This window comes from Mesorhizobium sp. CNPSo 4688, assembly GCF_057784295.1.
Genome location: NZ_JBWLUY010000007.1, coordinates 1 through 24,679, shown reverse-complemented (window position 1 = coordinate 24,679; position 24,679 = coordinate 1). Strand labels below are relative to the sequence as shown.

Annotated in this window: 21 protein-coding genes; 7 read left to right on the top strand and 14 right to left on the bottom strand. The window is 64.4% G+C overall.

What is annotated here, in order from left to right:
- The first annotated feature begins 2 nt into the window (after positions 1 to 2).
- The 3 genes from AC04SH_RS14190 to AC04SH_RS14180 are packed head-to-tail and all read left to right on the top strand — an operon-like array spanning position 3 to position 3,651.
- Positions 3 to 1,988: a hydantoinase B/oxoprolinase family protein gene (locus AC04SH_RS14190; protein WP_488575493.1), complete on the top strand. Its 1,986-nt coding sequence runs from the start codon at positions 3 to 5 to the stop codon at positions 1,986 to 1,988.
- The gene (locus AC04SH_RS14185) at positions 1,985 to 2,287 is read left to right on the top strand and encodes a (2Fe-2S)-binding protein (RefSeq protein WP_477231856.1); all 303 of its coding nucleotides are present in this window, start codon (positions 1,985 to 1,987) and stop codon (positions 2,285 to 2,287) included. Before AC04SH_RS14190 ends, AC04SH_RS14185 begins: the two co-directional genes overlap by 4 nt.
- Positions 2,284 to 3,651 carry an FAD/NAD(P)-dependent oxidoreductase gene (locus tag AC04SH_RS14180; protein ID WP_488575492.1) on the top strand — a complete coding sequence of 456 codons (1,368 nt, stop codon included), beginning with the start codon at positions 2,284 to 2,286 and terminating at the stop codon, positions 3,649 to 3,651. Before AC04SH_RS14185 ends, AC04SH_RS14180 begins: the two co-directional genes overlap by 4 nt.
- A gap of 26 nt (positions 3,652 to 3,677) precedes the next feature.
- Here AC04SH_RS14180 and AC04SH_RS14175 read toward each other — a convergent pair whose 3' ends face one another.
- Entirely contained in the window at positions 3,678 to 5,003 is a 1,326-nt protein-coding gene (locus tag AC04SH_RS14175; protein ID WP_488575491.1) for an NAD(P)/FAD-dependent oxidoreductase, read from the bottom strand.
- Positions 5,004 to 5,226: 223 nt separating this feature from the next.
- Here AC04SH_RS14175 and AC04SH_RS14170 point away from each other — a divergent pair, with 223 nt between their 5' ends.
- Complete coding sequence (locus AC04SH_RS14170) at positions 5,227 to 5,703, top strand: Lrp/AsnC family transcriptional regulator (protein WP_192259777.1); 477 nt, start codon at positions 5,227 to 5,229, stop codon at positions 5,701 to 5,703.
- 127 nt (positions 5,704 to 5,830) lie between these two features.
- Here the strand turns inward: AC04SH_RS14170 and AC04SH_RS14165 are convergent, their stop codons facing one another.
- From AC04SH_RS14165 to AC04SH_RS14135, 7 genes are all read right to left on the bottom strand, one after another.
- A complete protein-coding gene (locus tag AC04SH_RS14165; RefSeq protein ID WP_488575490.1) occupies positions 5,831 to 7,486 on the bottom strand; it encodes an ABC transporter ATP-binding protein in 1,656 nt (551 codons plus the stop codon).
- Complete coding sequence (locus AC04SH_RS14160; RefSeq protein WP_488575489.1) at positions 7,483 to 8,334, bottom strand: ABC transporter permease; 852 nt, start codon at positions 8,332 to 8,334, stop codon at positions 7,483 to 7,485. Before AC04SH_RS14160 ends, AC04SH_RS14165 begins: the two co-directional genes overlap by 4 nt.
- Positions 8,331 to 9,281, bottom strand: coding sequence for an ABC transporter permease (locus tag AC04SH_RS14155; protein WP_488575488.1), 951 nt, complete (start codon positions 9,279 to 9,281; stop codon positions 8,331 to 8,333). The genes AC04SH_RS14160 and AC04SH_RS14155 overlap by 4 nt, the downstream gene beginning before the upstream one ends.
- Before the next feature lie 87 nt (positions 9,282 to 9,368).
- Positions 9,369 to 10,979 carry an ABC transporter substrate-binding protein gene (locus AC04SH_RS14150; RefSeq protein WP_477231850.1) on the bottom strand — a complete coding sequence of 537 codons (1,611 nt, stop codon included), beginning with the start codon at positions 10,977 to 10,979 and terminating at the stop codon, positions 9,369 to 9,371.
- A gap of 64 nt (positions 10,980 to 11,043) precedes the next feature.
- Complete coding sequence (locus tag AC04SH_RS14145; protein ID WP_488575487.1) at positions 11,044 to 11,736, bottom strand: HAD-IA family hydrolase; 693 nt, start codon at positions 11,734 to 11,736, stop codon at positions 11,044 to 11,046.
- A 267-nt stretch (positions 11,737 to 12,003) separates the two neighbouring features.
- On the bottom strand, positions 12,004 to 13,377 hold the full coding sequence (locus tag AC04SH_RS14140; protein ID WP_477231848.1) for an aspartate aminotransferase family protein: 1,374 nt from the start codon (positions 13,375 to 13,377) through the stop codon (positions 12,004 to 12,006).
- A gap of 10 nt (positions 13,378 to 13,387) precedes the next feature.
- A complete protein-coding gene (locus AC04SH_RS14135) occupies positions 13,388 to 14,224 on the bottom strand; it encodes a GNAT family N-acetyltransferase (RefSeq protein WP_488575486.1) in 837 nt (278 codons plus the stop codon).
- Positions 14,225 to 14,543: 319 nt separating this feature from the next.
- Here AC04SH_RS14135 and AC04SH_RS14130 point away from each other — a divergent pair, with 319 nt between their 5' ends.
- Both AC04SH_RS14130 and AC04SH_RS14125 read left to right on the top strand, forming a co-directional pair.
- On the top strand, positions 14,544 to 15,212 hold the full coding sequence (locus AC04SH_RS14130; protein ID WP_488575485.1) for a haloacid dehalogenase type II: 669 nt from the start codon (positions 14,544 to 14,546) through the stop codon (positions 15,210 to 15,212).
- 16 nt (positions 15,213 to 15,228) lie between these two features.
- Positions 15,229 to 16,503 carry an NAD(P)/FAD-dependent oxidoreductase gene (locus AC04SH_RS14125; protein ID WP_488575484.1) on the top strand — a complete coding sequence of 425 codons (1,275 nt, stop codon included), beginning with the start codon at positions 15,229 to 15,231 and terminating at the stop codon, positions 16,501 to 16,503.
- Between the two features lie 39 nt (positions 16,504 to 16,542).
- Here the strand turns inward: AC04SH_RS14125 and AC04SH_RS14120 are convergent, their stop codons facing one another.
- The 6 genes from AC04SH_RS14120 to argE all read right to left on the bottom strand — a co-directional run bounded on the left by AC04SH_RS14120 (position 16,543) and on the right by argE (position 23,120).
- Positions 16,543 to 18,000, bottom strand: a complete 1,458-nt coding sequence (locus tag AC04SH_RS14120) for an NAD-dependent succinate-semialdehyde dehydrogenase (protein WP_488575483.1) — start codon at positions 17,998 to 18,000, stop codon at positions 16,543 to 16,545.
- Between the two features lie 17 nt (positions 18,001 to 18,017).
- Entirely contained in the window at positions 18,018 to 19,061 is a 1,044-nt protein-coding gene (locus AC04SH_RS14115) for a tartrate dehydrogenase (RefSeq protein WP_488575482.1), read from the bottom strand.
- Between the two features lie 10 nt (positions 19,062 to 19,071).
- On the bottom strand, positions 19,072 to 20,535 hold the full coding sequence (locus tag AC04SH_RS14110) for an aldehyde dehydrogenase family protein (RefSeq protein WP_488575481.1): 1,464 nt from the start codon (positions 20,533 to 20,535) through the stop codon (positions 19,072 to 19,074).
- A 149-nt stretch (positions 20,536 to 20,684) separates the two neighbouring features.
- Complete coding sequence (locus AC04SH_RS14105; RefSeq protein WP_477231841.1) at positions 20,685 to 21,038, bottom strand: cupin domain-containing protein; 354 nt, start codon at positions 21,036 to 21,038, stop codon at positions 20,685 to 20,687.
- Between the two features lie 23 nt (positions 21,039 to 21,061).
- Positions 21,062 to 21,985, bottom strand: coding sequence for a 2-hydroxyacid dehydrogenase (locus AC04SH_RS14100; RefSeq protein WP_488575480.1), 924 nt, complete (start codon positions 21,983 to 21,985; stop codon positions 21,062 to 21,064).
- A 10-nt stretch (positions 21,986 to 21,995) separates the two neighbouring features.
- Positions 21,996 to 23,120, bottom strand: coding sequence for an acetylornithine deacetylase (gene argE / locus AC04SH_RS14095; RefSeq protein WP_488575479.1), 1,125 nt, complete (start codon positions 23,118 to 23,120; stop codon positions 21,996 to 21,998).
- A gap of 239 nt (positions 23,121 to 23,359) precedes the next feature.
- On the opposite strand from argE, the gene AC04SH_RS14090 reads away from it, so the two are divergent.
- Complete coding sequence (locus tag AC04SH_RS14090; protein ID WP_488575478.1) at positions 23,360 to 24,262, top strand: GNAT family N-acetyltransferase; 903 nt, start codon at positions 23,360 to 23,362, stop codon at positions 24,260 to 24,262.
- The last annotated feature ends 417 nt before the right edge of the window (positions 24,263 to 24,679 follow it).

Genomic DNA, 24,679 nt, shown 5'->3' with positions numbered 1-24,679 from the left:
CCATGTTTGACCGGACAAATCTGCAGGTTCTGGCGAACCATGCCCGCGCGGCGGCCGAGAACATGGCCCACACGCTGCACCGCACTGCGCACTCGGCCTTCGTCAAGGAGACGCAGGATTTTACGGTGATGCTGATGGACCGTTTAGGCGCGACCTTCGCCGTGCCGATGGACCTCGGCGCCACCTGGTATCCGGGGCTTTCGTATCACCGCGCGATTGCAATGGTCGACGACTACCGGCCGGGCGACGTTGCCTTCACCAACGATCCCTATTCCGGCTACGTCGCCACGCACGCACCCGACACGCATCTGTGGAAGCCGGTCTTCGTCGATGGCGAGATCGTCGCCTGGACCGGAGGGCATATCCACAACACCGACATGGGTGGCGCGGTGCCGGCTTCGCTTAGCCGGGCGCTGACCGAAATCCATCAGGAAGGCATCCGCTTTCCGCCGATGAAGTTGGTGAACGAGGGCGTCTTTGATGAGACGATACTGCGGATCATGAGCACCAATGTGCGCAAGCCCGACCTCAACATCGGCGACATCAAGGCGCTGGTCGGCGCGCTCAACACCGGCGAGCGCAAGATCCAGGCGATGGTGAGGAAGTTCGGCAAGGCCGGCTTCATCGAAGGTGTTTCCGCGCTTCTCGACCATGCGGAGGCGCAGGCGCGCGACGTGCTGCGCTCGATGCCCGACGGCACGTGGGAATTCGCCGACTATGCTGACGAGGATTCGGTCGAGGCCAATCCATGCCGGCTGAAGCTGACGCTGACGATCAGGGGCGACGAGGCGGTGCTCGACTTCACCGGCTCCGATCCACAGCTCGGTTCCTCTCTCAACGTGCCTTCGGGCGGCGATCCGCGCCACACCATGCTTTTGGTGGGTGTCTACTACGTGCTCTATACGCTGAACCCGAAGATCCTGCTCAACACAGGCCTCACCCGGCCGTTCACCTGCATCGCACCCACGGGGTCGGTGTTGAATCCGGTTCATCCCGCCGCAGTCGGCATGCGCTCGCTCACCTGCGCCCGGCTGCGGTCGGTCATCTTCGGCGCCTTCTCGCAAGCCGTGCCGGAGCGCCTGCCCGCAGCACCTGCCGGCAACAACTGCATCGTCAATGTCATGACCACGGACGAGCGGACCAGCAAGACTGTCATCACGGCGGTGAATCCCGTGGTGGGCGGCGGTGGCGCGATGCCGCATCGCGACGGAACCAACGGATCGGGCGCCGATGCCGCCTATCTCAAGAACACGCCGATCGAGATCACCGAGACCGAGACCCCGGTCGAATTCGTGAAATACGGGCTCGCCCGGGACAGTGGCGGTGCAGGGCGCTGGCGCGGCGGCCTGGCGACCGAGATGGCCTTCCGTGTCTTTGCGCCAGACTCCCGGATCACGGCGCGCAACCGCGACCGCAGCTTCTTTCGTCCCTGGGGCGTGCTGGGCGGCAAGGCGGCCGGCCTGTCTGACATGGTCGTCAATCCGGGGACCGAGCACGAGCGGCGGCTGGGCAACATCGACACGGCGGTGCTGCAGCCTGGTGACGTGCTCGATATCCGCTCCGCCGGAGGCGGCGGGCGCGGCGATCCGCGTGAGCGCGAGCCCTGGCGCGTCGCGCAGGATGTGCGGCGTGGCTATGTCACGCTAACGGCTGCCGAGCGCGACTATGGGGTCGTCATCCGTGACGGCGAGGTCGACGTGCAGGCGACGGAAAGACTGCGCGCGCGGCAGGGACCAGCCGCCGGCCATTTTCATTTCGGTCCGGAGCGCGATGGCTACGAAGCGCAATGGACGCCGGCGGCCTATGACCTGCTGACCGCCATACTGCGGGACTTGCCGATCCACTGGCGGTTTTTCGCCAAGACGGAGATATTCCGTCGCATGAAAGGGCGCTCGGGACCGGAAGGCGTCCAGGCGGCGTTCGATGCAGTCTGCGAACGGTTCCCCGAACTGCCCCGTCCTCGCACCGTGCGAGAGGCAGCGGAATGATCACCCCCGGCCGCATCGTCCGGCTGGCCGAGCGCGACCGCGCAGTGGTGCATTTCTTTCTCGACGGTCAGATGCGCGGCGCCCTTGCGGGCGACACCGTGCTGACCGCCATGCTGGCATCAGGACACGCGTTGCGAAAATCCGAGTTCGGGCCCGAACCGCGCGCCGGCTTTTGCCTGATGGGAGCCTGCCAGGATTGCTGGGTATGGCAGGACGAGGGACCGCGCATGTGGGCGTGCTCGTCACTTGTCACGGAAGGTATGCGGTTGCGCACGACGCCACCGGAGAGCTGGCCGTGAGCGAGACCTCGTCGCCGCGGATCGTGATCGTGGGCGCCGGTCCGGCCGGCATAAGGGCGGCCGCGACGCTGGTCGAGGCGGGACTCCATCCGGTGGTGATCGACGAGGGGCAGCGCGCGGGTGGGCAGATCTATAGGCGCCCGCCAGCCGGGTTCACCCGTACCGCGAAGCAGCTCTACGGATCGGAGGCGGCAAAGGCGGATGCGCTGCATTCGCTCTTCGACCGGCTGGCAGCAGAGGGGCGGCTCACCCATTGCGCAACGAGCTCGGTCATCGCCGTGCAGGACGGGCGACTGCACGTGCTGGGGGAGGGTGGCGTGCAGGTGGTCTTCTATGATCGCCTGATCCTTGCCACCGGCGCGTCCGACCGTGTCGCTCCAGTGCCTGGCTGGCAGAGCGCCGGCGTCTACAGCCTTGGCGCAGCGCAGATCGCGCTGAAGGCGCAGGGCGTCGCGCTCGGGCGACGCATCGTGCTCGTCGGATCGGGGCCTTTACTGACGCTGGTCGGCACTCAGCTCATCAAGGCTGGAGCGGATGTGGCGGCGGTGCTTGACACTTCTCCTTGGCAACAGCAGATGCGAGGGGCCTGGGGACTTGCTGCCCGGCCATTGGTTGCGCTGCGCGGCCTGGCCCTGCGAGCAAGGCTCGGCAGCCGCTACCACGCGGGCGTGACGCTCGAACGGATCGAGGCTGACGAAAAGGGCGTCACCACGATGCACTGGCGCGACGCCGGCGGAAGGCAGCGCCTCAGTCCATGCGACATGATCGGCATGGGCTGGCACCTGCGGGCGGAAACGCATCTGGCCGACCTCGCAGGATGCGCCTTCAGCTATGACGAAGAGTGGCGGCAATGGCTGCCAAAGACCGACAAGATGGGTCGCGCCGGCAACGACGTCTATCTTGCGGGCGATGGGGTTCGTCTCATCGGAGCGGACGGGGCGGAGATCGCTGGGCGTGTCGCGGCGGCGGCATGCCTTGCCGATCTCGGACATCCGATGGCCTCCGCAAGTGCCGATCTGCGCAAGCTCGCGCGGCTCGAGCGCTTTGCCCGCGGCCTGGCTCGGGCCTTTCCCTGGCCGGCCGCGACGGTGCAGGCGCTCCCCGACGACGCGGTCGTTTGCCGCTGCGAGAACGTGACAGCCACAGACGTACGCCAGAGTGTGGATTTTGCCGGCGGCGAAGCCAACAGGGCGAAATCGCTGTCACGCGTCGGCATGGGGCGATGCCAGGGGCGCTATTGCCAGTTGGCTGCCGTCGAGCTCGTTGCGGCGCAAGCCGGCTGCATGCCCGACGCTGTCGGCCGGTTTCGTGGGCAGGCGCCTGTCCGGCCGGCGCCTATCGGCGCCTTTCTGCGGGAAGGCTGAGGCTGTGGATGGATGACGATCGCATCCTAGAAATCGGCAACCTTTCCCCAGGCCGAAGCATCGAAGCGCCGGGGATCATAGGATGTCGGATCAACGATCGGCTCCGCTCCAGTCACCAGATCGGCGACGAGATACCCGGCGCCGGGCCCGATGCCGAAGCCGTGTCCCGAAAATCCGGCAGCCAGGAAGAAGCCCGGAACGCTGTGGATCTCGCCAATGGCGGGCACGCCGTCCGGCGTGCTGTCGATGTAGCCGGCCCAGGCCGCATTGATCCTGGTCTGGCGCAGTGCCGGCAGCAACTCGAGCGCTCGGGCGTGGGTAAGCCGAATGGTCGCGCGATCCGGGACCGGATCGAGGATACGCATCCGCTCCATCGGCGTCGGCTGGTCAAGCCGCCAGCGCCGTAGCGTTTCGTGGCCCGAGCACATGCCCTGAAGGCCGCCGGGCGCGAGGCTTCGCCACCGCTTCAGGAACATCGGCAGGAACTGCGACGAGAAGCGCAGCTGCTGCGGCGTAACGTCCACGCGGCCGCGACCGCTTATGGCGAGCGTGTAGCCACCATCGCTGCGACGCGTGGCCGAGATCCTTGCCGTGTGCAGCGCATCCGGAAGGCCCTCCGCGCCCGGCGAGACGGACAGGATGGAGGAACGGATCGACGCCTGCGGAAAGCGGAAGCCGAACTGCCGGCAGAAGGAGGAGGCCCAGGCGCCGCCGGCCAGGACGGCCAGCTTCGTCCGGATCGTTCCGTTTTCGGTCACCACGCCACTCAGGCGGCCACCCTCGGTCTCGATACCGCGCGCGGCGCAATTCTGGTGCACGGAACCGCCGAGCCTGAGGATGCCGCGGGCGACAGCGGGCGCGGCCCGCGACGGATCGGCGGTGCCGTCGGTCGGCGAGAAGACGCCGCCTTTCCAGGTCCGGCCGGTGGCGCGACCTCGCTCGCTGGCCTTGGCGCCGTCGAGCATGTGCGTGGTGACGCCGGCCGTCCTGGCGAAGTCACGCCAGCGCGCCCAGCCGGCCAGTTCCGCCTCGTCATCACTGAGATAGAGCAGGCCACAGCGGCGAAAGCCGGTGTCCTCGCCGGTTTCCGCTGCGAAGCTGTTCCACAGATCGAGGCTTCGGGTTGCCATCGGCAGCTCGCGGGCGTCGCGGTTCTGTTGGCGGCACCATCCCCAGTTTCTGGAGGATTGTTCGGCGCCGATGCGCCCCTTTTCGACAAGCGCGACCTTCATGCCGCGTCTGGCCAGGTAGTAGGCCGCAAAGACGCCGACGATGCCACCGCCGATCACCACCGCGTCCGCGGACTGTGGCGGTTCGCCAGATGTCTCGATTTGCTGCAGCTGCGCGCGCATGGTCTCTCTGCCTCGATACGCCAATCTAACGCGTTGCGCAGGCAGCCGCTGCTGCAGTTGAGGCCGAGGCAGAATTTTATTCCGGCAGCTCGATTGAAATCGGAAGTCGCTGCGTTTCAAAGTGGTGTCGGCTTGGATGGACAGGCCGGCCGGCTGTGGTAGTGTCGATGGCTGTTGATACGGCAGCATTTTGTGCTGCGGCATGCGATCTTCGGAGACGGCCGTGAAACTGGATCGGATCGACATCAAAATTCTGCACGAATTGCAGAAGAACGGCCGCATCACCAATGTGGAACTGGCTGATCTGGTGCATCTGTCGCCGAGCCCGTGCCTGATGCGGGTCAAGAAGCTCCAGTCGGAAGGCTACATCGAAGGCTATTCCGCGCAGATCAATATCGGCAAGCTTGGCCAGACGCTGACCGTTTTCACCGAAATCACCTTGAAGAACCACCGGCAGATTGATTTCGCCCGCTTTCTCGCTGTCGTGGAGAAGATCGAGCAGGTCATCGAATGCCATCTTGTGTCGGGCGGCTACGACTATTTGATGAAATTCGTGACCTCCGGCATTAGTGAGTATCAGACGATCATGGAGCGGCTGACCGACATGGATATCGGCATCGACAAGTATTTCAGCTTCGTCGTGCTGAAATCCCCCATCGTCAAGGCGCACATGCCGCTGCCCAGCCTGTTTCCGATGTAGTCAGAGTAATTCCAGGAAAAGTGTGAAGCGGTTTTCCCGCGAAAAGCGGGCAACGCTTTCCCTTGGGAATTGCGCCAAGAAGGAAAGAGATAGAGCGGTTCGCGGTTTCCGTGAATGGCGACCCGCTCTATCGGTGGCCGTACTGGATGACGAGTTCGGGGTCGCGGACGAGGCCGTCGAGCCAGGTCGGGTCGAGCTTCGGCACCGAGGAGAACAGAAGCTTGGAATAGGGGTGGGTCGGCGCCGTCAGCTTGTCGGGCGTGATCTGCTCCACCCGCTCGCCATTGTACATGACCATGATCTCGTCGCAGATGGCCTCTACGACGGAGAGGTCGTGGCTGATGAAGATGTAGGAGAGGCCTAGCTCGCGCTGCAGTTCCTTGAGCAGCTCGATCACCGCGGACGCCACCACCGTGTCGAGCGCCGAGGTGATTTCGTCGCAGATGATGAGCTTGGGGTCGGCCGCCAGCGCGCGCGCGAAGTTCACGCGCTGCTTCTGGCCGCCCGAGAGCTCCGATGGATGACGATAGCGCAGCGTCTTGGGCAGGCGCACCATGTCGAGCAGTTCGTCGACGCGCTTCGAGCGCGCCTGCCTGTCGAGCCGATGATAGAAGGCCAGCGGGCGAGAGATGATGTCCTCCACGGGCTTGGCCGGATTGAGCGCGGTATCGGCATACTGGAACACGATCTGCATCTCGCGCAGCTGGTCCTGGCTGCGTTTCCTGGCGGCGCGCTGCAGTTCCTCACCGTCGAAGACGATGTCACCGGCAGCCGCCGGATGGATGCCGGCGATGACGCGCGCCAGCGTCGATTTTCCGCAGCCGGATTCGCCGATGACGCCGAGATTGCGCCCTTTCTCGACAACGAGGCTGACGGAATCGACGGCGCGGATAAGTGGCAGTCCGTCATCCCGCACCGCGCCATAGCCAGCCGTCACATTGTCGATACGCAGCAGCTGTTTCGTCCCGGTATCCGCGTCTGCATGTGCTTGCCGCGGCTTCGGTTCGAAGGCGGCCAGCAGTTCGCGCGTGTAGGGGTGCTGGGCGGCCGAAAGGATTTCCGCCGTGGTGCCGGTCTCCTGCACTTCGCCGCCTTTCAGCACCACGATGCGGTCGGCGATCTGGGCGACGACCGCGAGGTCGTGGGAAACATAGACACCCGCTATCCCGCCCGCCCGCATGACCGACTTGAATGCCTTCAGCACGTCGATCTGCGTCGTCACGTCGAGTGCTGTCGTCGGCTCGTCGAAGATCATCAGCTTGGGATCGCCGATGAGCGCCATGGCCGCCGCCAGCCGCTGCAACTGCCCGCCCGAAACCTGGTGCGGATAACGGGCGCCGATCCCTTCCGGGTCCGGCAACGACAAGGCCTTGAACAGCTCGACCGCGCGCTGGCGCGCTTGCTCGGGTGGCATAAGCTGGTGGATGCGCGTGACCTCGATGACCTGCTCCATGATCGTGGAGGAGGGGTTGAACGAGGCGGCGGCACTTTGCGGAACATAGGCAATGTCGGTGCCGCGCAGCCTGGCGCGTTCCTTTTCGGAAAGGGCAGCCATGTTCTTTCCGTTGACGTTGATCTCGCCGCCGACGATCCTGCAGCCGGGCCTCGCATAGCCCATGAGCGAGAGCGCTACCGTCGTCTTGCCGGAGCCGCTCTCGCCGATCAGGGCAACGATCTCGCCGTCGGCGATGTCGAAGCTGACGCCCTTGATGATTTCGACAAGCCGTCCGGAGTCGGTCTTGGCCTCGATCCTCAGGTTCCTGACCTCGACGAGATTGCTCATGCGTCCCGGTCCCTGATCTTCTGCGGCAGGTTGTCGATCAGCAGGTTGACGCTGATGGTGAGGCTGGCGATTGCCAGCGACGGCACGATGACGGCGGGGGCCGCGAAGGGCAGGCCGCCGATGTTCTCGCGCACCAGCGCGCCCCAGTCGGCGAGCGGTGGCTGGAGGCCGAGCCCCAGGAAGGACAGGCCGGAGAGCAACAGCACGATGAAAACGAAGCGCAGGCCGAAGTCGGCCAGCACTGGGCGGATGATGTTGGGCAGGATCTCGGAGCCGATAAGGTAGGCGGTGCTCTCGCCACGGACACGCGCGACGGTGATGAAGTCCATGGTGTTGATGTTAACGGCGAGCGCGCGCGCGAAGCGGTAGGCGCCGGGGATATAGATGACGGCCAGCGTCAGGATCAGCACAGGGATCGACGAGCCTACCGCAGCGACGACCACAAGGCCGAACAGCTTGCTGGGGATGGAGTTCATGGCGTCCAGGAAGCGGCTGAGGCAGGTGTCGAGCCAGCCACCGGTCACGGCCGCGATCATCCCCAGCACGACACCTGAAAAGCAGGCGATGGAGACGGCGGCGAGCGATATGCCGACGGTGTAGCGGGCGCCCATCAGAACCCGCGAGAGCATATCGCGCCCAAGATAGTCCGAGCCGAGCCACAGTCCCTGGCGCATCGGGCCGAAATAGTCGTCGTCGACAATGTCGCCGATCGAATGGGGAATGGCGTAGGGCGCCAGGATCGCGACGAGCGTCCACGCCACGATGACCAGCGCGGCCACGACGCCGACGAGGCTGTAGCTGTGGCCCAGGAAGGACCGTTGAGAGGTTGTCGCGCGCGCTATCGTCATCTGAGCCTCGGGTTGGACATGATGGCGACGATGTCGGCGGCGGTGATGAGGAAGAGGTAGCCGAGGCAGAAGATCATCGCGCAACTCTGGATAAGCGGCAGGTCACGGGTGGCGACGGCATCGACCATCAGCTTGGCGATGCCGGGATAGTTGAAGATCGTCTCGACGATGATGACGCCGCCGACCAGATAGGACAGCGAGAGCGCGATCGCGTTGACGATCGGCCCGAGCGCGTTGGGAAGGGCGTGTCTCAGCACCATGCGGCCGCGCGAGGCGCCTTTCAGAAGCGCCATCTCGACATAAGGCGTAGAGAGCGTTTCGATCACCGCAGCGCGGGTCATGCGGATCATCTGAGCGGAGATGACGAAGGTGAGCGTGATCACCGGCATTGCATAGATGCGCACGAGGTCGGTCAGCGTATGCGCCTCGTTGACCGAGGACAGCGCCGGCAGCCATTTGAGATAAACGGCGAAGAGCAGGACCGCGAGGGTCGCGACCATGAATTCCGGCACGGAGATGACGCCGATCGACAGGATGGTGACGGTGCGGTCATAGACGGAGCCGCGCAACATCGCGGCGGTGATGCCGAGCGTCAGCGCCAATGGCACCGAGAGCAGCGTGGTGATGCCCGCGAGTTTCATGGTGTTGACCAGGCGTCCGCCGATCAGTGTCGCGACCGGCATCTCGTTGGCATAGGAGGTGCCGAGGTCGCCGTGGAGCAGGCCAAGAAGCCAGAGCAGGAAGCGCAGGATTGCCGGATCGTTGAGATGCATGGCCTCGCGCAGGCCGGCGACCGCTTCCGGAGTCGCCGCCTGGCCGAGCAGGATCGACGCGGTATCGCCAGGCAGCATGCTGGTGGCGAAGAACACAGCGAACAGCACGATCAAAAGCGTGACGGCCGCGATCCCCAGCCGCTTCAGCACGAGGTTGAGAACCCCAGACGTCATGGAAGCGCTCCCCGCGGTTGCGTAGGCCAAACAATCTTGCGCAATGAAGTGCCGGGGGCTGGCTGACCGGCCCCCGGCTGGCTTCTCTCAGGCTTCGAGCCAGAGATATTCCGCCATTGCATAGCCCATCATGCCACCGAGCGGGTTCGCTTCCAAACCCTTCACCTTGCTGGAGAGGGCGTCGACGTTGGAAATGTAGGCCGGGATGATGGTGCCGGCTTCCTCGGAGACCATAGCCTGCATCTGGCCGTAGATCTCCTTGCGCTTGGTCTGATCGAGCGAGCCGCGGGCCTCGATGAGCATCTTGTCGAACTTCTCGGACTTGTACTGGCTTTCGTTCCACGGCGCGTTGGAAGCGTAGAGGAGCGAGAACAGGATGTCCGGCGTCGGGCGCGGATTGATGTTGCCGAAATGGATTGGCGCCTTCAGCCAGTAATTGTCCCAGTAGCCGTCGGCCGGGACGCGCTGGACGTCGAGCTTCATGCCGATATCCGCGCCGGCGGCCTGGATGATCACCGCCATGTCGATCGACGAGGTCGCCGCGTCGGAAGCGATCACCGGGATGGATTGGCCGAGCAGGCCTGCCTTCTGGAAGTGGAACTTCGCCTTGTCCGGGTCGAAAGCCTTCGGCTTGACGTCGGGATTGTGGAAGATATTCGCCGGCGAGACGGGCTGGTCGTTGCCGATTTCGCCGAGGCCGCGCAAAGCCGATTTGACGATCTGCTCGCGGTTGACGAGATACTTCATGCCCGCCACGAAGTCGGCCTTGCTGCCTGGATCCATGTCGAGCCGGATGTTGAGGTCGGTGTAGTTGCCCGAAGTCGTCTTCGACAATTCGAAGCCCTGCTGGCCGCCGATGAGCTTCATCGCACGCGGATTGATCGAGGCCGCAAAATTGATGTCGCCGGAAAGCAGGGCGTTGACGCGGGCGCTGTCGTCGCTGATGGCGATGAACTCGAAGGAGTCGAGATAGGGCTTGCCCGACTTCCAGTAGTTCTTGTTCTTGGTGACCACCGAACGCACGCCCGGTTCGAACGTTTGCAGCACGAAGGCGCCGGTGCCATTGCCCTTGGAGAAGTCCGTGGTGCCGTCCTGGACGATCATGAAATGGTGCAGCGCCAGGATGGTCGGCAGGTCGGCATTCGGGTCGGCGAGCGTGATTTCGACGGTCGACTTGTCGACCGCCTTGAAGCCAGTCATCTGTGCGGCGATCTTGGCGACCTTGGAGCCGACCGCTTTGTCGAGATGGCGCTTCAGCGAGAAGACGACGTCGTCGGCCGTGAGGTCCTTGCCGTCGTGGAAGGTGACGCCCTTGCGCAGCTTCACCGTCCAGGTCTTGGCGTCCTTGCTGTCGAAGCTTTCAGCCAGCTCCATCTGCGTGACGCCATCCTTGTCGAGGAAAGTCAGGCGGTTGTAGAGCGAGCAGCAGCGGACATAGTCGGTGGAGAGCGACGCCTTTGCCGGATCAAGCGTGTCGGCGGTCGATGACGACCAGCCGGCGGCCTTGAAAGTTCCGCCGGAAACCGGCTCAGCGGCGACGGCTTGCGTGGCGCGGCCGAGCACCAGGCTGCCCGCGGCAACCGCGGCGCCGCCGGCCAACAGCATCTTGAGAAGTTCGCGGCGGCTTGCGCCCCGGCGGATGGCGTTTTCGACCATGGCATCGTCTGCGCTGGTCCAGTTCGTGATCTTGTCGGTCATGTTATTCCCCTTTCTGTTTATGTGGTCAGGATGCCCGTCTTGTCGCGGCTTTCCGGGTTTGGGCTCAGGTTCGTTCCTTCAGGCTTTCCCGCACGGCCGCCGCCAATGCGGCCATTGAGGTGAAGTGGTAGTCCGGCGCGGTGAAGCGCTCCGGCTCGATCGTGCCGCCATAGCCCTTCTGGGCGTGCCGGCGCTCGATCCAGCAGTTGGTCAAGCCAAGCGCCCGGGATATGCCGATATCGTGATACTGGCTCTGCGCGACGTGCAGGATGTCGTCCTTGCTGTCACCCCGGGAGGCAACGAAATCAAAGACCTTCCGGAAGAACGCCGGATCCGGTTTCTCCGTTCCGGTATCGTCGGCGGTGAAGGTGGCGAAGAAGGGCGATCCGAGCTGCTTCTCGAAATGGTCGAGAGCCCAACGCCGGGCATTGGTCATGGCAATCAGCTTGTGCGATTGCGCAAGCTGGGCCAATGCCGCCGCGCTGTCGGCGAAACCTTGCCAAGCGCTGGCGGAGTCGCGTAAGCGGACGCCGTATTTATCCTCGACCGGCAGGCCGAGTTGCGGCGCGATGACCATGTAGACACGTACGAGATCGTCGGGGAACAGACCCGCATCGGGCATGTAGCGGGCCTGCCGATACAGGGCCAGCGCGGCTTCGCCATCGACGGAAACGCCAGCGTCGGCGGCAATCCCGGCCAGGCAGGTCGTGATGCCACCTTCGAAGTCAATCAGCGTGCCGACGACGTCGAAGGTCATGTATTTGAATTCGCTAAAGCCCCTGGCCAAGACTGGCTCTCCTCTGCGCGCGGCCGAATTGCATGGTGCTGAACAGAACAAAATTCCGTGCTGTCCGGGCCATCGGCCTTTTCAAAAACCCGGAAGTTCGGGGCTTCTGGCCTTGTCTAATAAGCAGTCTGGCACTTCCCCCGCGCTGGATTCGCCGAAAAGGCGCTGGGCTGCGGCACAAAATTGCGAAATCGTCTGCCCCGGCGCTATTTCGAAACACGCGGTATTCGTCGCCCGTCATGCCAGGGCCTGGCGGACATCGGCATCGTCCAGCGTCTGGTCGAGTGTCCGGCGCGTGCGCTCGATGATCGCATCGATGTCGTCGTCGGTGCAGCAGAGCGGGGGAGCGTAGCCGATAACCCCGTTGGCAAAGGCACGGATGATCAGGCCATTGTCCCACGCCCTGTCGAAGACGCGCCGCGCCGGCATGGCCGATGCGGGAAGCGGTGTCTTCTTCCTTTTGTCGACCACAAGTTCGATCGCGGCAAGCATCCCGCGACCGCGAACATCGCCGACGAGCGGGTGATCGCTCAGGCCTTCCAATCCCGCCATCAGGCGAGCGCCGGCCTTGATGCCATTCTCCAGCAGGCCGCCTTCATAGAGCTTCAACACCTCGAGCGCGACGGCGGCGCTGACGGGATGGGCGGAATAGGTGTAGCCGTGGCCGACCGCCGAAGCGCCCGCGCCGTCGGCGATGACGTTATAGACATGATCGGCCATGAACACGGCGCCCATAGGAACATAGCCGGAAGTCAGCCCCTTCGCGGTCGTCATGAAGTCGGGAACGATGTCCTCCTCCGTGCAGGCGAACAGAGGTCCCGTGCGGCCGAAGCCGGTGATCACCTCGTCGGCGATAAACAGGATGCCGTACTCTCGGCAAAGTTCGCGCACCGCCTTGATCCAGCCCTTCGGCGGGACAATGACACCGCCCGAGCCCTGGATCGGCTCGGCATAGAAGGCAGCGACCCGCTCCGGTCCAATCTCCTCGATCTTGGCCTTCAGCGCAGCGAGCGATGCGGCGATGATCGCGCTCGCGTCCTCGCCCACCGGGTTGCGATAGGGATAGGGGGAGGGGATCCTGTGCTGCCATTCGAAGGGAATGCCAAAACCGGCGTGAAAGGCGGGCAATGCGGTCAGGCCAGCGCCGACCACCGACGACCCGTGATAACCCAGTTCGATGGAAATGAACTGGTCGCGTTTCGGTTCGCCCCTGGCATTCCAGTAGTAGCGGACGAAACGGATCGTGCTGTCGACCGCGTCCGACCCGCCGAGCGTGAAATAGACGTGATTGAGATCCCCGGGCGCGCGCTCAGCCAGCTCCGAGGCGAGGCGGATGGCCGGCTCCGAGCCGAGGTCGAAATAGGCAGTGGCGTAGGGGAGCTCGCGCATCTGCCGGGCCGCAGCCTCGACGATGCTGTCGTGGCCGTAACCGGCGTTGACGCACCACAGCCCCGCAAAACCGTCAACGAGTTGCTTGCCGGACGCATCGGTCACGGTCGCGCCCTTCGCCGATTTCAAGACGCGCACGCCGAGCGCCTCATGGCCGCGGTATGATGAGACCGGATGGATGAGGTGGGCGCGGTCGAGTTCGATCAGGGAATTCGCGAGCATTGTTGTCCTCCTAGCCGAGCGCCTGGTTGGCGAGGGCGTAAACTTTTGGCCTGGTCTCCGCGCCGTTCTTGGGTGGGCGGTCCATGGCCACGCCGCCGCCGACATGGGCGAGGCCGATTTCCTCGAGCCAACCGGCAATGCCGGTCCTGCTGTCGGTATCCACGCGCAGAAAGGCGCCGGGGCGGTTCGCGGCGAAGAAGCCAATCAGGGCCTTCGCGGTGTCAGCGCATTCCGCGATGACCGGTCCGATCACCTCACCGCGTCCGAACGGGCGGATCGCGGCATAGGCCTCGATGGTGCCGTTGCGGCGGATAACGGCGAATTGGCCGCGTTCGGCCAGCGTATCGATCAAGGCTTCCCGGTCGGCGCCGTAGGCGTCGCGGTCCAGCGTCTTGATGTCAGGTAGATCGCCGGCGCCTGCTGCTTCCACCCCATCGGGCGCGCCGAGCGCTGCAACCGTACCTTGATGCTGCCGGATCGTGCCGGAGGGCACAAAGCCGAGCTTCTCATAGAGAGGCATGCCGTCAGTCGTCGCGACGAGCCGCAGCGGACGGTCGCCGGCAAGGGCGATCGCCTGATCCATGAGCCGGCGCCCGAGCCCCTTGCCCCGCACGTTCCTGTCGACGATGACCATGTTGATCATGGCGCAGTCCGCGCCATAGGGTGTCACCAGGATGGTTCCGGTGACACGGCCCTGGTCGTCGAGCGCGACCGCGCCGCTCGAGAGCTGCAGCGCCATCTGCCAGTCCTGCGGGCGATGCGGCCAATTCTCCTGGCGAGAAAGCGCCACTGCGCCCTGGATATGGTCCGGCCCGAACGCTTGGAGTTGGATCTCGCTCTGCTGCATGAGGCATCCCTTCCGTCTGACGCCAGTCTCGGCCATCGGCGCGTCGCAGATCGTCTGAAGGTCTTGGCTTGGGCAGTATCTTTCGCCGTAGCACAAGGGGTGCGCCGCATCTTGTGCTGGCGCCCTCCGCGATGAGTGCGCCTTAGGTCGCGAAAGGCACTCTCATTGGCCGTCAAGATGCTACAGCGTGCCAAACCGGACGGCGGATACGGAACTTTCTGCTTTCGGGAGGGCCATTTCGGTCAGGTGGGTCGCAAACTGCCGTCCTATGATGGAATGCATCCCAACGCGAATGTGCTTCCACTGGAGATCGACGGACATGGCTTCTTTCAGGCCCAAATATATCACCTTCGACTGCTACGGCACGTTGACCAATTTCCAGATGGCGGAAGCGGCGCGAGACCTTTACGGCAGCCGGCTCGACGAACCGCGTATGCAGGAGTTCATCAAGAACTTCGCCGCCTATCGGCTCGACGAGATCATGGGCGACTGGAAGCCCTATGCCGAGGTCGTCCACAACGCGCTCGAGCGCTCCTGCAAGCGCAACGGCGTCGCCTTCAGCCCCGACGATGCCACGATGGTCTACGAGCGTGTCCCGACCTGGGGGCCTCACGCGGACGTTCCGGCCGGCCTGGCGAAGGTCGCCAAGGAAATTCCGCTGGTCATTTTGTCCAACGCCATGAACGCGCAGATCATGTCCAATGTCGAGAAGCTCGGCGCGCCGTTCCATGCTGTCTACACGGCTGAGCAAGCGCAAGCCTACAAGCCCCGGTTCAAGGGGTTCGAATACATGCTCGACATGCTGGGCTGCGGCCCGGAAGATATTCTTCACTGCTCGTCCTCGTTCCGCTACGACCTGATGTCGGCACACGATCTCGGCATCAGGAACAAGGTCTGGGTCAATCGCGGCCACGAACCGGCAAACCCTTACTATGGCTATGTCGAGATATCAGACATTTCCGGTCTTCCAGGAGTGGTCGGGCTTTGAAATAGGCGGATCGTCGATGAAACTGATCTCCTATTGGCACGATACCGCCCCTGTCTTTTCCGGCGAAGCGCAAGGCCCGGTCGAGGGGCACTATGATGCCGTCATCGTCGGTGGCGGCTTCACCGGTCTCGCCGCGGCGCGCCAACTGGCGAAGGCCGGCGCGAAGGTGGCGGTGCTTGAGGCGGAGCGGGTGGGCTGGGGCGCATCCGGCCGCAATGGCGGGCACCTGAACAACGGCCTCGCTCACAGCTACCTCTCTGCCAAGGCGGAACTCGGCAAGGAACGCGCGATCGCGCTCTACCGGGCGCTGGACGACTCCGTCGACACCATTGAGGCGCTGGTCGCAGAGGAAGGCATCGACTGCAACTTCCGCCGCGCCGGCAAGCTGAAGCTCGCCTCCAAGCCGCAGCATTTCGAAGCGATCGCCCGCAACTTCGAAGCCCTCCATGCCGAAGTGGATCCGGATACCGCGCTGCTGTCTGCGGCCGATCTCAAGTCCGAGATCGGCTCGCCCTTTCACGGCGCGATGCTGTCGAAGAAGAGCGCGATGATGCATATGGGCCGCTATGTGGCAGGCCTTGCGACAGCCGCCGCCCGCCACGGCGCCATCATCCACGAGAATGCGGCGGTGACCGACCGCAAGCAGATCGGTGGCAGGCATGAGCTGACGACCTCCCGCGGCCATATCAGCGCCGACAATGTGCTGGTAGCGACAGGCGCCTATACCACGCCGAATTTCGGCTATTTTCGCCGCAGGATTATCTCCGTCGGCAGCTTCATCATCGCCACGCGGCCGTTGAGCGACGCCGAGATCGCCGCGACCATGCCCGGCAACCGGACATGCGTGACCTCGATGAATATCGGCAACTACTTCCGGCTTTCACCGGACAGGCGCCTGATCTTCGGCGGTCGCGCGCGCTTCTCGGCGACATCGGACCAGCGCTCGGATTCGAAGAGCGGACAGATATTGCAGGCGGGCCTCGCGGCGATCTTCCCGCAACTCGCCAAGGTCGAGATCGACTATTGCTGGGGTGGGCTGGTCGACATGACCAAGGACCGTTTTCCGCGTGCCGGCTACCATGACGGTGTCTGGTACGCGATGGGCTATTCCGGCCACGGCGCGCAGCTTTCCACGCATCTCGGCATGATCCTGGCTGATGCCATGCTCGGCCGCGAAGACCGCAATCCGATGAAGGGGCTCGAGTGGCCTTCCATTCCCGGCTATTCCGGCAAGCCCTGGTTCCTGCCGATGGTCGGCCTCTATTACAAGGCGCTCGACCGGATCCAGTGAGCTTCGATCCGGTCCGCTTGGGCTCTCAGCCAAATTGCCTCAGCTGAGCCCGCCCATGTGGAAGCTCTTCATCTCGAGATATTCCTCGATGCCGATCTGGGCGCCCTCGCGGCCGAGGCCGGACTGCTTGACGCCGCCGAAGGGGGCGACTTCCATCGAGACCGAGCCGGTGTTGAGCCCCACCATGCCGAACTCCAGCGCCTCGCCGACGCGCCAGGCGCGTTTCAGGTTCTCGGTGTAGAAGTAGGAAGCAAGCCCGTAGGGCGTGCCGTTGGCGAGCGTGATCGCCTCCTCTTCCGTCTCGAAGCGGAAAAGCGGCGCGACCGGGCCGAAGGTTTCCTCGCCGGCGAGCTGCATGTCCTTTGTGGCGCCGCTCAGCACCAGCGGCGCGACATATTGAGGGCCCTCCGGCAGCGCCGGCCTCGTTGTGATGATCGAAGCACCCTTGGCGAGCGCGTCCTCGACGTGGCGGTTGATCTTCTCGACCGCCGCCATGTTGATCATCGGCCCGATGGCGACGCCGGGCTGCGTGCCGGGCCCGACCGTCATGGCGTTGACTCGAGCAGTGAGCTTCGCAGCGAACGCGTCGTAGACACCGGCCTGGACGAGGATGCGGTTGGCGCAGACGCAGGTCTGCCCGCCATTGCGGAACTTCGAGACAAGCGCGCCTTCGACGGCGAGATCGAGATCGGCGTCGTCGAAGACGATGAGGGGCGCGTTGCCGCCGAGTTCGAGGCTGAGCCGTTTGACGGTATCGGCCGCGCCGCGCATCAGCAGCGAACCGACCCGCGTCGAGCCGGTGAAGGAGATCTTGCGAACGGTCTCGTTGGCCATGATCTCGTTGCCGATCTCGGCCGGCATGCCGGTGACGATGTTGATGACGCCGGCGGGGATGCCCGCGCGTTCGGCAAGCACGCCGAGCGCCAGCGCCGAGTAGGGCGTGAACTCGGATGGCTTGATCACCACCGTGCAGCCGGCGGCCAGCGCCGGCGCGACCTTGCGGGTGATCATCGCATTGGGGAAGTTCCACGGCGTGATGATTCCGCAAACGCCGACCGGTTCCTTCAGCACGATGATGCGCCGGTCCGGCGTCGGCGAGGGGATGGTATGGCCGTTGATGCGGCGTGCCTCCTCCGCAAACCATTTGACGAAGGAAGCGCCGTAACGGATCTCACCCCTGGCCTCGTCCAGCGGCTTGCCCTGTTCCGTCGTCAGGATCAGCGCGAGGTCGTCCAGATGCGCCAGCATCAGGCCATGCCAGGCCTCCAGGAGGCCAGCGCGCTCGGCGTTGGTCTTCTTCTTCCAACCAGCATAAGCGGACGCCGCGGCCTCGATGGCCGCCCGGGTCTCCGGACCGGCCATGTCGGGCACCGTGCCGATCGCGCACTGAGTCGCCGGATCGACGACATCGACCGTCTTACCGGAGTCGGCGGCGATCCATTTGCCGCCGATCAGGCCGGCTTCGCGGAAGAGGTTTTTGTCTTTCAGGTTTTTCATCGAAAACGACCTTGCAATCAGGAGAGCGCTGCGACGACGGCGGCCGTGATGGCCTCCGTTCTGTCTTTGCCCGGAGTGGTTCCAATGCCGCGCGCGGTTGTCGCTTCGACCGCTTGCATGACCCGGCCGGCGGCGGCCGCTTCGCCGAGATGGTCAAGCATCATGGCGCCGGACCATATGGTGGCGATCGGATTGGCGATGCCCAGATGCGCGATGTCGGGCGCGGAACCGTGCACAGGCTCGAACATGGATGGCGCCGAGCGGTCGGGATTGATGTTGGCGGAGGCGGCGTAGCCGAGCCCACCCTGGATCGCTGCGCCGATGTCGGTCAGGATGTCGCCGAACAGGTTGGAGGCGACGACCACGTCGAGGCTCTCTGGCGCCATGATCATGCGTGCGGCGAGCGCGTCGACGTGATAGCTGGTGACGTCGACGTCCGGATAATCCGCAGCCAGCTTTCGCGTGATCTCGTCCCAGAACACCATCGAGTATTTCTGCGCGTTGGACTTGGTGACCGAGGCGAGCTTGTGCCGCCGCGCCCGCGCCTGCTCGAAGCCGAAGCGCAGGATGCGCTCGACGCCGGCGCGGGTGAAGATCGAGGTTTCCACCGCGACCTCGTCCAGAGTGCCCTGATGCACGCGCCCGCCGGCGCCCGAATATTCGCCCTCGGTGTTCTCGCGGATGCACAGGATGTCGAAACTCTCGGCCCGCAGTGGGCCCTTGACGCCCGGCAGCAGGCGGTGCGGCCTTATGTTGGCGTATTGCACGAATGCCTTGCGGATCGGCAGCAGCAGGCCGTGCAGCGAGACCGAATCCGGCACCTCCGCCGGCCAGCCGACCGCGCCGAGAAGAATGGCGTCGAAGCCGCGCAAGGTCTCGATGCCGTCCTCCGGCATCATGCGGCCGGTCTTCTTGAAGAAGCGGGAGGACCAGGGGAGCTCAGTTCCCGTCAAGGCAAAGCCGAAGTTCTTGGCCGTAGTTTCCAGCACAGTCCAGGCGGCGGCGGTCACATCGCGGCCGATGCCGTCACCGGGGATCAAAGCGATCGAATAGGACTTCATCGGCATCTCTCTAGAGGCTGATCAGGACGCTCTTGGTCCTGCGGTTGGCGAGATAGGCCTCGCGGCCGAGATCCTTGCCGATACCGGAGCGCTTGTAGCCGCCGGTTGGCAGGATATGGTCGCGCGAGCGGCTGTAGCGGTTGATCCAGACGGTGCCCGCTTCGAGCTTGCGTGCCAGGCGGATGGTACGGGACAGGTCGGAGGTGAACAGGCCGGAAGCCAGCCCGTAGGTCGGATGGCTGGACAGCGCCAGCGCCTCTTCCTCGGTCTCGAAGGTCTGGATGGTCAGGACCGGGCCGAAGATTTCCTCGACGATCGCCGGGTTGGCCTGGTCGACATTGGCGATCAGTGTCGGCTCGTAGAAATAGCCGGGGCTGTCCATGGCGCCGCCGCCGGTCAGGCACTCGCCGCCGGTCGCGATGGAGGCCCGCACGATGCTATTGACACGCGCCCGCTGTCGTTCCGAGATGATCGGCGAATACTGCGTCGCCTCGTTCCAGGTCGCGCCGGGCCGCACCGCCTTCATCTTGTCCAGGATGGCGGCCGTCAGCCTGTCGGCCACGCTCCTCTCCACGATCAGGCGCGTGCCGGCGACGCAGGCCTGGCCGGCGTTGAAGGTGACGCTCCCGGCGATGGCTGTCGCCGCCTTTTCCAGGTCCGCATCGGCAAAGACGATCTGCGGGCTCTTGCCGCCGAGTTCCAGCGTCATCGGCTTGACGCCGGCGCGGGCGACGTTCTCCATGATGGCCGAGCCGGCGCGGGTCGAGCCGGTGAACGAGACCTTGGCGATCTCGGGATGACCGGTCAGCGCCGTGCCGGTCGTCGGACCGTCGCCGAGCACCACGTTGATCAGCCCGGCAGGCAGGCCAGCCCTGACGGCGAGCTCTGCCATATAGACGGCCGAGAAAGGTGTCATTTCCGACGGCTTCAGCACCACCGCATTGCCCGCGGCCAGTGCCGGACCAAGTTTCCAGCCGGCCATCGAGATAGGAAAATTCCAGGGCGTGATCGCGCCCACCACGCCATAAGGTTCGCTCATGATCATGCCAAGGGTGGCATCGTCCGTGGGCACGAGCTCGCTGCCTTCCTTGTCGGCGAACTCGGCAAAGAAGCGGATCTGCTCGGCGGTCACGGCGATGTCGCCGGCAACGAGCTGGCCGACGGGCCGCGTTGAGCACAACGCCTCGATTTTTGCCAGCGTTTCGGCTTCCGCCTCGATCAGGTCGGCCCAGGCCTGGAGTGCCCTGGTGCGCTCACGCGGCCGAACGCCGCCCCAGTTGCTGGCCTTCAGCGCCGCCTTGGCGCTCTCCACCGCACGGTCGACCATATCGACGTCGGCTACGGGGCTGGCGGCGTATGCCTTGCCATCCGACGGTCGGCGCATATCGCTCGCACCCTCGGCCGCGATGAGCTCTCCGCCAATGAAATGGCCGATGGGAAGGGAGACGGTATCCGGATCGAAGCTCAGGCCCATGGGCGCCCACTCTCAGTTGTTCCGGAGGAGCCTAGCGCGGGCAGGAGCGCAGCATGCACCGTTCGACGATCGGTCGCGGATGATTGTTGCGTGCTGGCGATGAGGGACGGCAAAATCTGTTGCGGGGCCAGCGCCTCGCTCGCACGCCATTACCCTACCGTGACGTAGATCTTGCGCACCGTTTCAATGGTCTTCCAGACACCGGTGAAGCCGGGTTTCATCACGAAGCTGTCGCCGGCGCGGTAGGTCACCGCCTCGCCGCCATCGGGCGTGATTTCAATCACGCCGGTGAGGATATGGCAGAACTCGAAAGTCTCCCCCTTGATCGAGCGCGTCTCGCCGGGCGTCGCTTCCCAGACGCCGGTATGGACGAGATCGCCCTTGGCCGCGTCCTGCGCCCAGGTCTTGAAAGCAGGCTTGCCGGCAATCAGCCGTTCGGGCAGCGCCCGGGATTCACGCGGCGCGAAGGTAGGGCTGGTGTCGACGGTCTTGAGCAGGGACAAGGGATGGCCTTTCAGGTTGGATTTCAATAACCGCGCGACCGGTCGACGAGCCCAATGGGGTCGAGCCCTGCGCGGTGGCGTCGGATGTTTTCGATGACGGCCCGTGCGGCTGTCGCGGGCTGGGTGACGCTCGCGACATGCGGGGTCAGGATGATCTTCGGATGCGGCCAGAACGGATGACCCGCGGGTAGCGGTTCGGGATCGGTCACATCGATCATCGCCGCCGAAAGGTGGCCACTGTCGAGCGCGGCGACAAGTGCTTCATGATCGAGCTGTGCCCCCCGGCCGGTGTGGACGAGCGCCGCGCCCTTGGGCAGCTTCGCGAACAGCTCGGCATCCAGGAAACCGCGCGTTTCCTCCGTCAGTGGCAGCAGGCAGACCAGTATGTCGCTGGCCACGAGCATCTCCTCCAGTCCAGATTCGCCATGATGACAGGTCACGCCTTCGATCTGCCGCGGCGAGCGACTCCAGCCGGCGAGCGGAAAGCCGAAGGGCTTCAGGCGATCGAGGACGGCGTGTCCGAGTTGCCCAAGGCCGAGCACGCCGATCCGGCGCGACCCGGCTTGGAGTTGCCCGATGTCGCGCCATTGGCCGGCGCGCTGGTGGGCCAGATAGGCGGGCAGGTTGCGATGCAGGGCGAGCACGGCAAGCGTCACATACTCCTGCATCATGCGCACGATGCCTTCCTCGATCGTCCGCACGATCTTCACCTTCGCCGGCACGGCATCGAAGCGAAACTGGTCAACGCCGGCGCCCAGGGAAAACAGGATCGCCAGGTTCCGGTAGCGGGCGAGGTCTTCCGGCGCGGTCCAGGTAATGAGATAGCGTACCGCGGCGGGATCGACCGTTGTGGCATCGATGGTAAAGGGGACGTCCGGCAGTTCTTTGGCGAAGGCTTCGGCGAAGATCGCCCCGCGCCGCGCATCGGAATTGAACAGGAATGTCATTCCGGTTCCTTCAAGCCGCGCAGCGGGCGCCCAGCGCCTCGATCAATCGCTGGCAGGCGATGAGTTCGCTGGTGAGAATGTACTCATCCGGCTTGTGGGCGCGGCCGATGTCGCCGGGGCCGCAGATGATCGCGTCGAAGCCGTTGGCCTGGTAGAGCCCGGCCTCGGTACCGTAGCTGACGGCGGCGATCGGCACCTCGCCAGTCAGCTCTTGCATCAGCGCCGCCACCGGCGCGTCGTGTGGCAGCGACAACGCCGGATAGGCGCTGAGCGACGTCCATTCGACCCGAAAGCCGTCGGCCCTACAGGCCTCTGCCTTCGCCCTCACCGGTGCAAGCAGGCTGGCCGGGTCGACGCCCGGAATGGCGCGCGCCTCCAGCTCCAGCGTGCAGCTGTCGGGAATGATGTTGACCGACTGTCCGCCCTTGATCACGCCAGCCTGCAGCGAGGAATAGGGCGGCTCGAAGGCAGGGTCGAACGGACCGTTCGTCAGCCGCTCGGCTTCGCTCACGGCCGCGCTCAGCGCACCGGCCATGGCGTGGATGGCGTTGAGGCCGAGATCGGGCCGCGAGGAATGGCCGGAGCGCCCGTTGATCGTCACGCGGGCGGCCGCCTTGCCCTTGTGGCCGCGTACAGCGCGCAAGCCGCTCGGCTCGCCGACGATGACGCCGAGCGGCTTGGCGCAAAGTTCGGCAAGGCGGGCGATCAAATGCGGCACGCCGCGGCATCCGACCTCCTCGTCATAGGAGAAGGCGAAATGGATTGGCCTGGCAAGGCGCAGATTCGCCAGTGTGGGCACGGCGGCGAGCACTGCAGCCAGATACCCTTTCATGTCCGTGGTGCCGCGTCCATAGAGCCGCTCGCCCTCCCGGCGCAGCGTAAAAGGGGCCGAGCTCCACTGCGGTTCGCCGGCGGGGACGACGTCCATGTGGCCGGACAGGATGTAGCCCGGGACATCGGCAGGGCCGATCGTCGCGAAAAGATTGAAACGGTCGCCTTCCGGCCCCGGCAGCACCGTGACCTGCGCCCCGAGCCCCGCGAGATAGGCCTCGATCCAGTCGGTGATGTCACCGTTCGGCTTGCCGGCGACCGATGGGAAGGCGACGAGACGGTCGAGGATGTCGAAGACGTCCATTCTAGTCCTCAAAACGTCCGGGGTTCGCCGGGAGCGATGCCGTCGACCTTGGTTGCAGCATTGCCGCAAAGGATGTGCGTGGTCCGACGCGATTGCGTGCCGAAAGCGAAAGTGTTTCAGTTGAATCTTGCGTTAGCACGCGGCTTTCGAGCAAATCGTACCGGTCTGCTCGTTTAGCGTTTACGGGGCAGGGTCGGTCGTCGGTGTGTCGCCCGATAGTGCGGAAATCTTGCAGGGGCATGGAATTGAAGCCGTCCGGAAGCTTGAAAATCGACACCTTCTCGATGCGTATCGGCGACATCGAAGGCGTCGACCTGGACCGGCTGCACGCACTCTCGCTCTCCGTGGGATGGCCGCACCGCGCCGAGGATTGGCAATTCCTGCGCGAATCGGGAGAGGGGTTCGTGGCGCTCGACGAGATCGGTCGGGTTCTCGGCTCGGCCATGTGGTTCGCACATGGCACCGATTTCGCCACCGTGGGGATGGTCATCACCTCGCCGCGACTCCAGACGCTGGGAGCGGGGCAATGGCTGATGAAGCGGGTCTTCGACAAGGTCGCCGGGCACGATTTGCGCCTTAATGCAACGCGCGCGGCAAGACGGCTCTATCTCTCGCTCGACTTCCAGCCGGAGAAGACCGTTTATCAATGCCAGGGCATCGCCCGGATGCAGACGATGGCTGGGCCGGTAGATATTCGAGGCGATGTCCGGACTTTGGACGCAAGGGATATTCCCGCGACAATCGCGCTCGACGCGGCAGGATTTGGCGTGAAGCGGGCGGCGCTCATCGAAAGACTTTTCACGCACTCGGTTGGCTATGGTCTTTTCAAGGGTGATACGCTGAGCGCTTTCGCGCTCTGTCGGCCGTTCGGGCGGGGCCACGTCGTGGGGCCGGTCGTGGCGGAAAGCGACGCCGACGCCGTGGCAATCGTGCGGCCGCACGTGGCCGAGCATTCGCGATCATTCCTGCGCATCGACACCCACATGGGCAATGGCGAGTTCGCCGCCTTTCTGTCGCACAGCGGAATGCCGGTTTTCGACACGGTGCTTACTATGTCCATGGGCAAGCCCCTCGACGATTTTGCCGTCGGCGGCTCAGCTGGACCGGTGACCTATGCGCTTGCCAGTCAAACTCTCGGGTAGTTGAGTCGAGGCAGGCGCGGCTGTTCAGGCCTTCACAGGAGGATAACTAACATCCAAAAAGTACGGTTTCTGCAGCTATACCTGGACCAAACGCAGCAGACCAAAGTGGATTGTCACAACCTTCGAAGTTACCCAAGGCAGGCGCGCATCAATGCATATCTAGCCAAGTTTTGACGATGAATGCGTGGCGGGACCATACGGAACGATACGGGAAGACTTCTGACTTTGGCCCACGAAAAAGCCAATGAAATCAACGTTTCCGGCACATCCTCCGGGCCCACCATCCAGTCCCCCCGTTTTTCGGGGTTTTCAACCGTATCAGAATAGCTCCGACATTTCCGGGGGTTAGCTGCGGGTGGTCGCCAACACTTGGCTGAGACGACGCTGTGAGCGCCCCAAACCCCCGACTTTTGGTCG

Bases quoted from the DNA above. Each gene is read 5' to 3' on its own strand.
- AC04SH_RS14165 (WP_488575490.1), bottom strand. From the start codon at position 7,486: ATGAGCAATCTCGTCGAGGTCAGGAACCTGAGGATCGAGGCCAAGACC.
- AC04SH_RS14090 (WP_488575478.1), top strand. From the start codon at position 23,360: ATGGAATTGAAGCCGTCCGGAAGCTTGAAAATCGACACCTTCTCGATG.
- AC04SH_RS14130 (WP_488575485.1), top strand. From the start codon at position 14,544: ATGGCTTCTTTCAGGCCCAAATATATCACCTTCGACTGCTACGGCACG.
- AC04SH_RS14115 (WP_488575482.1), bottom strand. From the start codon at position 19,061: ATGAAGTCCTATTCGATCGCTTTGATCCCCGGTGACGGCATCGGCCGC.
- AC04SH_RS14190 (WP_488575493.1), top strand. From the start codon at position 3: ATGTTTGACCGGACAAATCTGCAGGTTCTGGCGAACCATGCCCGCGCG.
- AC04SH_RS14145 (WP_488575487.1), bottom strand. From the start codon at position 11,736: ATGACCTTCGACGTCGTCGGCACGCTGATTGACTTCGAAGGTGGCATC.
- AC04SH_RS14125 (WP_488575484.1), top strand. From the start codon at position 15,229: ATGAAACTGATCTCCTATTGGCACGATACCGCCCCTGTCTTTTCCGGC.
- AC04SH_RS14185 (WP_477231856.1), top strand. From the start codon at position 1,985: ATGATCACCCCCGGCCGCATCGTCCGGCTGGCCGAGCGCGACCGCGCA.
- AC04SH_RS14140 (WP_477231848.1), bottom strand. From the start codon at position 13,377: ATGCTCGCGAATTCCCTGATCGAACTCGACCGCGCCCACCTCATCCAT.
- argE (WP_488575479.1), bottom strand. From the start codon at position 23,120: ATGGACGTCTTCGACATCCTCGACCGTCTCGTCGCCTTCCCATCGGTC.
- AC04SH_RS14110 (WP_488575481.1), bottom strand. From the start codon at position 20,535: ATGGGCCTGAGCTTCGATCCGGATACCGTCTCCCTTCCCATCGGCCAT.
- AC04SH_RS14175 (WP_488575491.1), bottom strand. From the start codon at position 5,003: ATGCGCGCGCAGCTGCAGCAAATCGAGACATCTGGCGAACCGCCACAG.
- AC04SH_RS14135 (WP_488575486.1), bottom strand. From the start codon at position 14,224: ATGCAGCAGAGCGAGATCCAACTCCAAGCGTTCGGGCCGGACCATATC.
- AC04SH_RS14120 (WP_488575483.1), bottom strand. From the start codon at position 18,000: ATGAAAAACCTGAAAGACAAAAACCTCTTCCGCGAAGCCGGCCTGATC.
- AC04SH_RS14150 (WP_477231850.1), bottom strand. From the start codon at position 10,979: ATGACCGACAAGATCACGAACTGGACCAGCGCAGACGATGCCATGGTC.
- AC04SH_RS14100 (WP_488575480.1), bottom strand. From the start codon at position 21,985: ATGACATTCCTGTTCAATTCCGATGCGCGGCGCGGGGCGATCTTCGCC.
- AC04SH_RS14155 (WP_488575488.1), bottom strand. From the start codon at position 9,281: ATGACGTCTGGGGTTCTCAACCTCGTGCTGAAGCGGCTGGGGATCGCG.
- AC04SH_RS14160 (WP_488575489.1), bottom strand. From the start codon at position 8,334: ATGACGATAGCGCGCGCGACAACCTCTCAACGGTCCTTCCTGGGCCAC.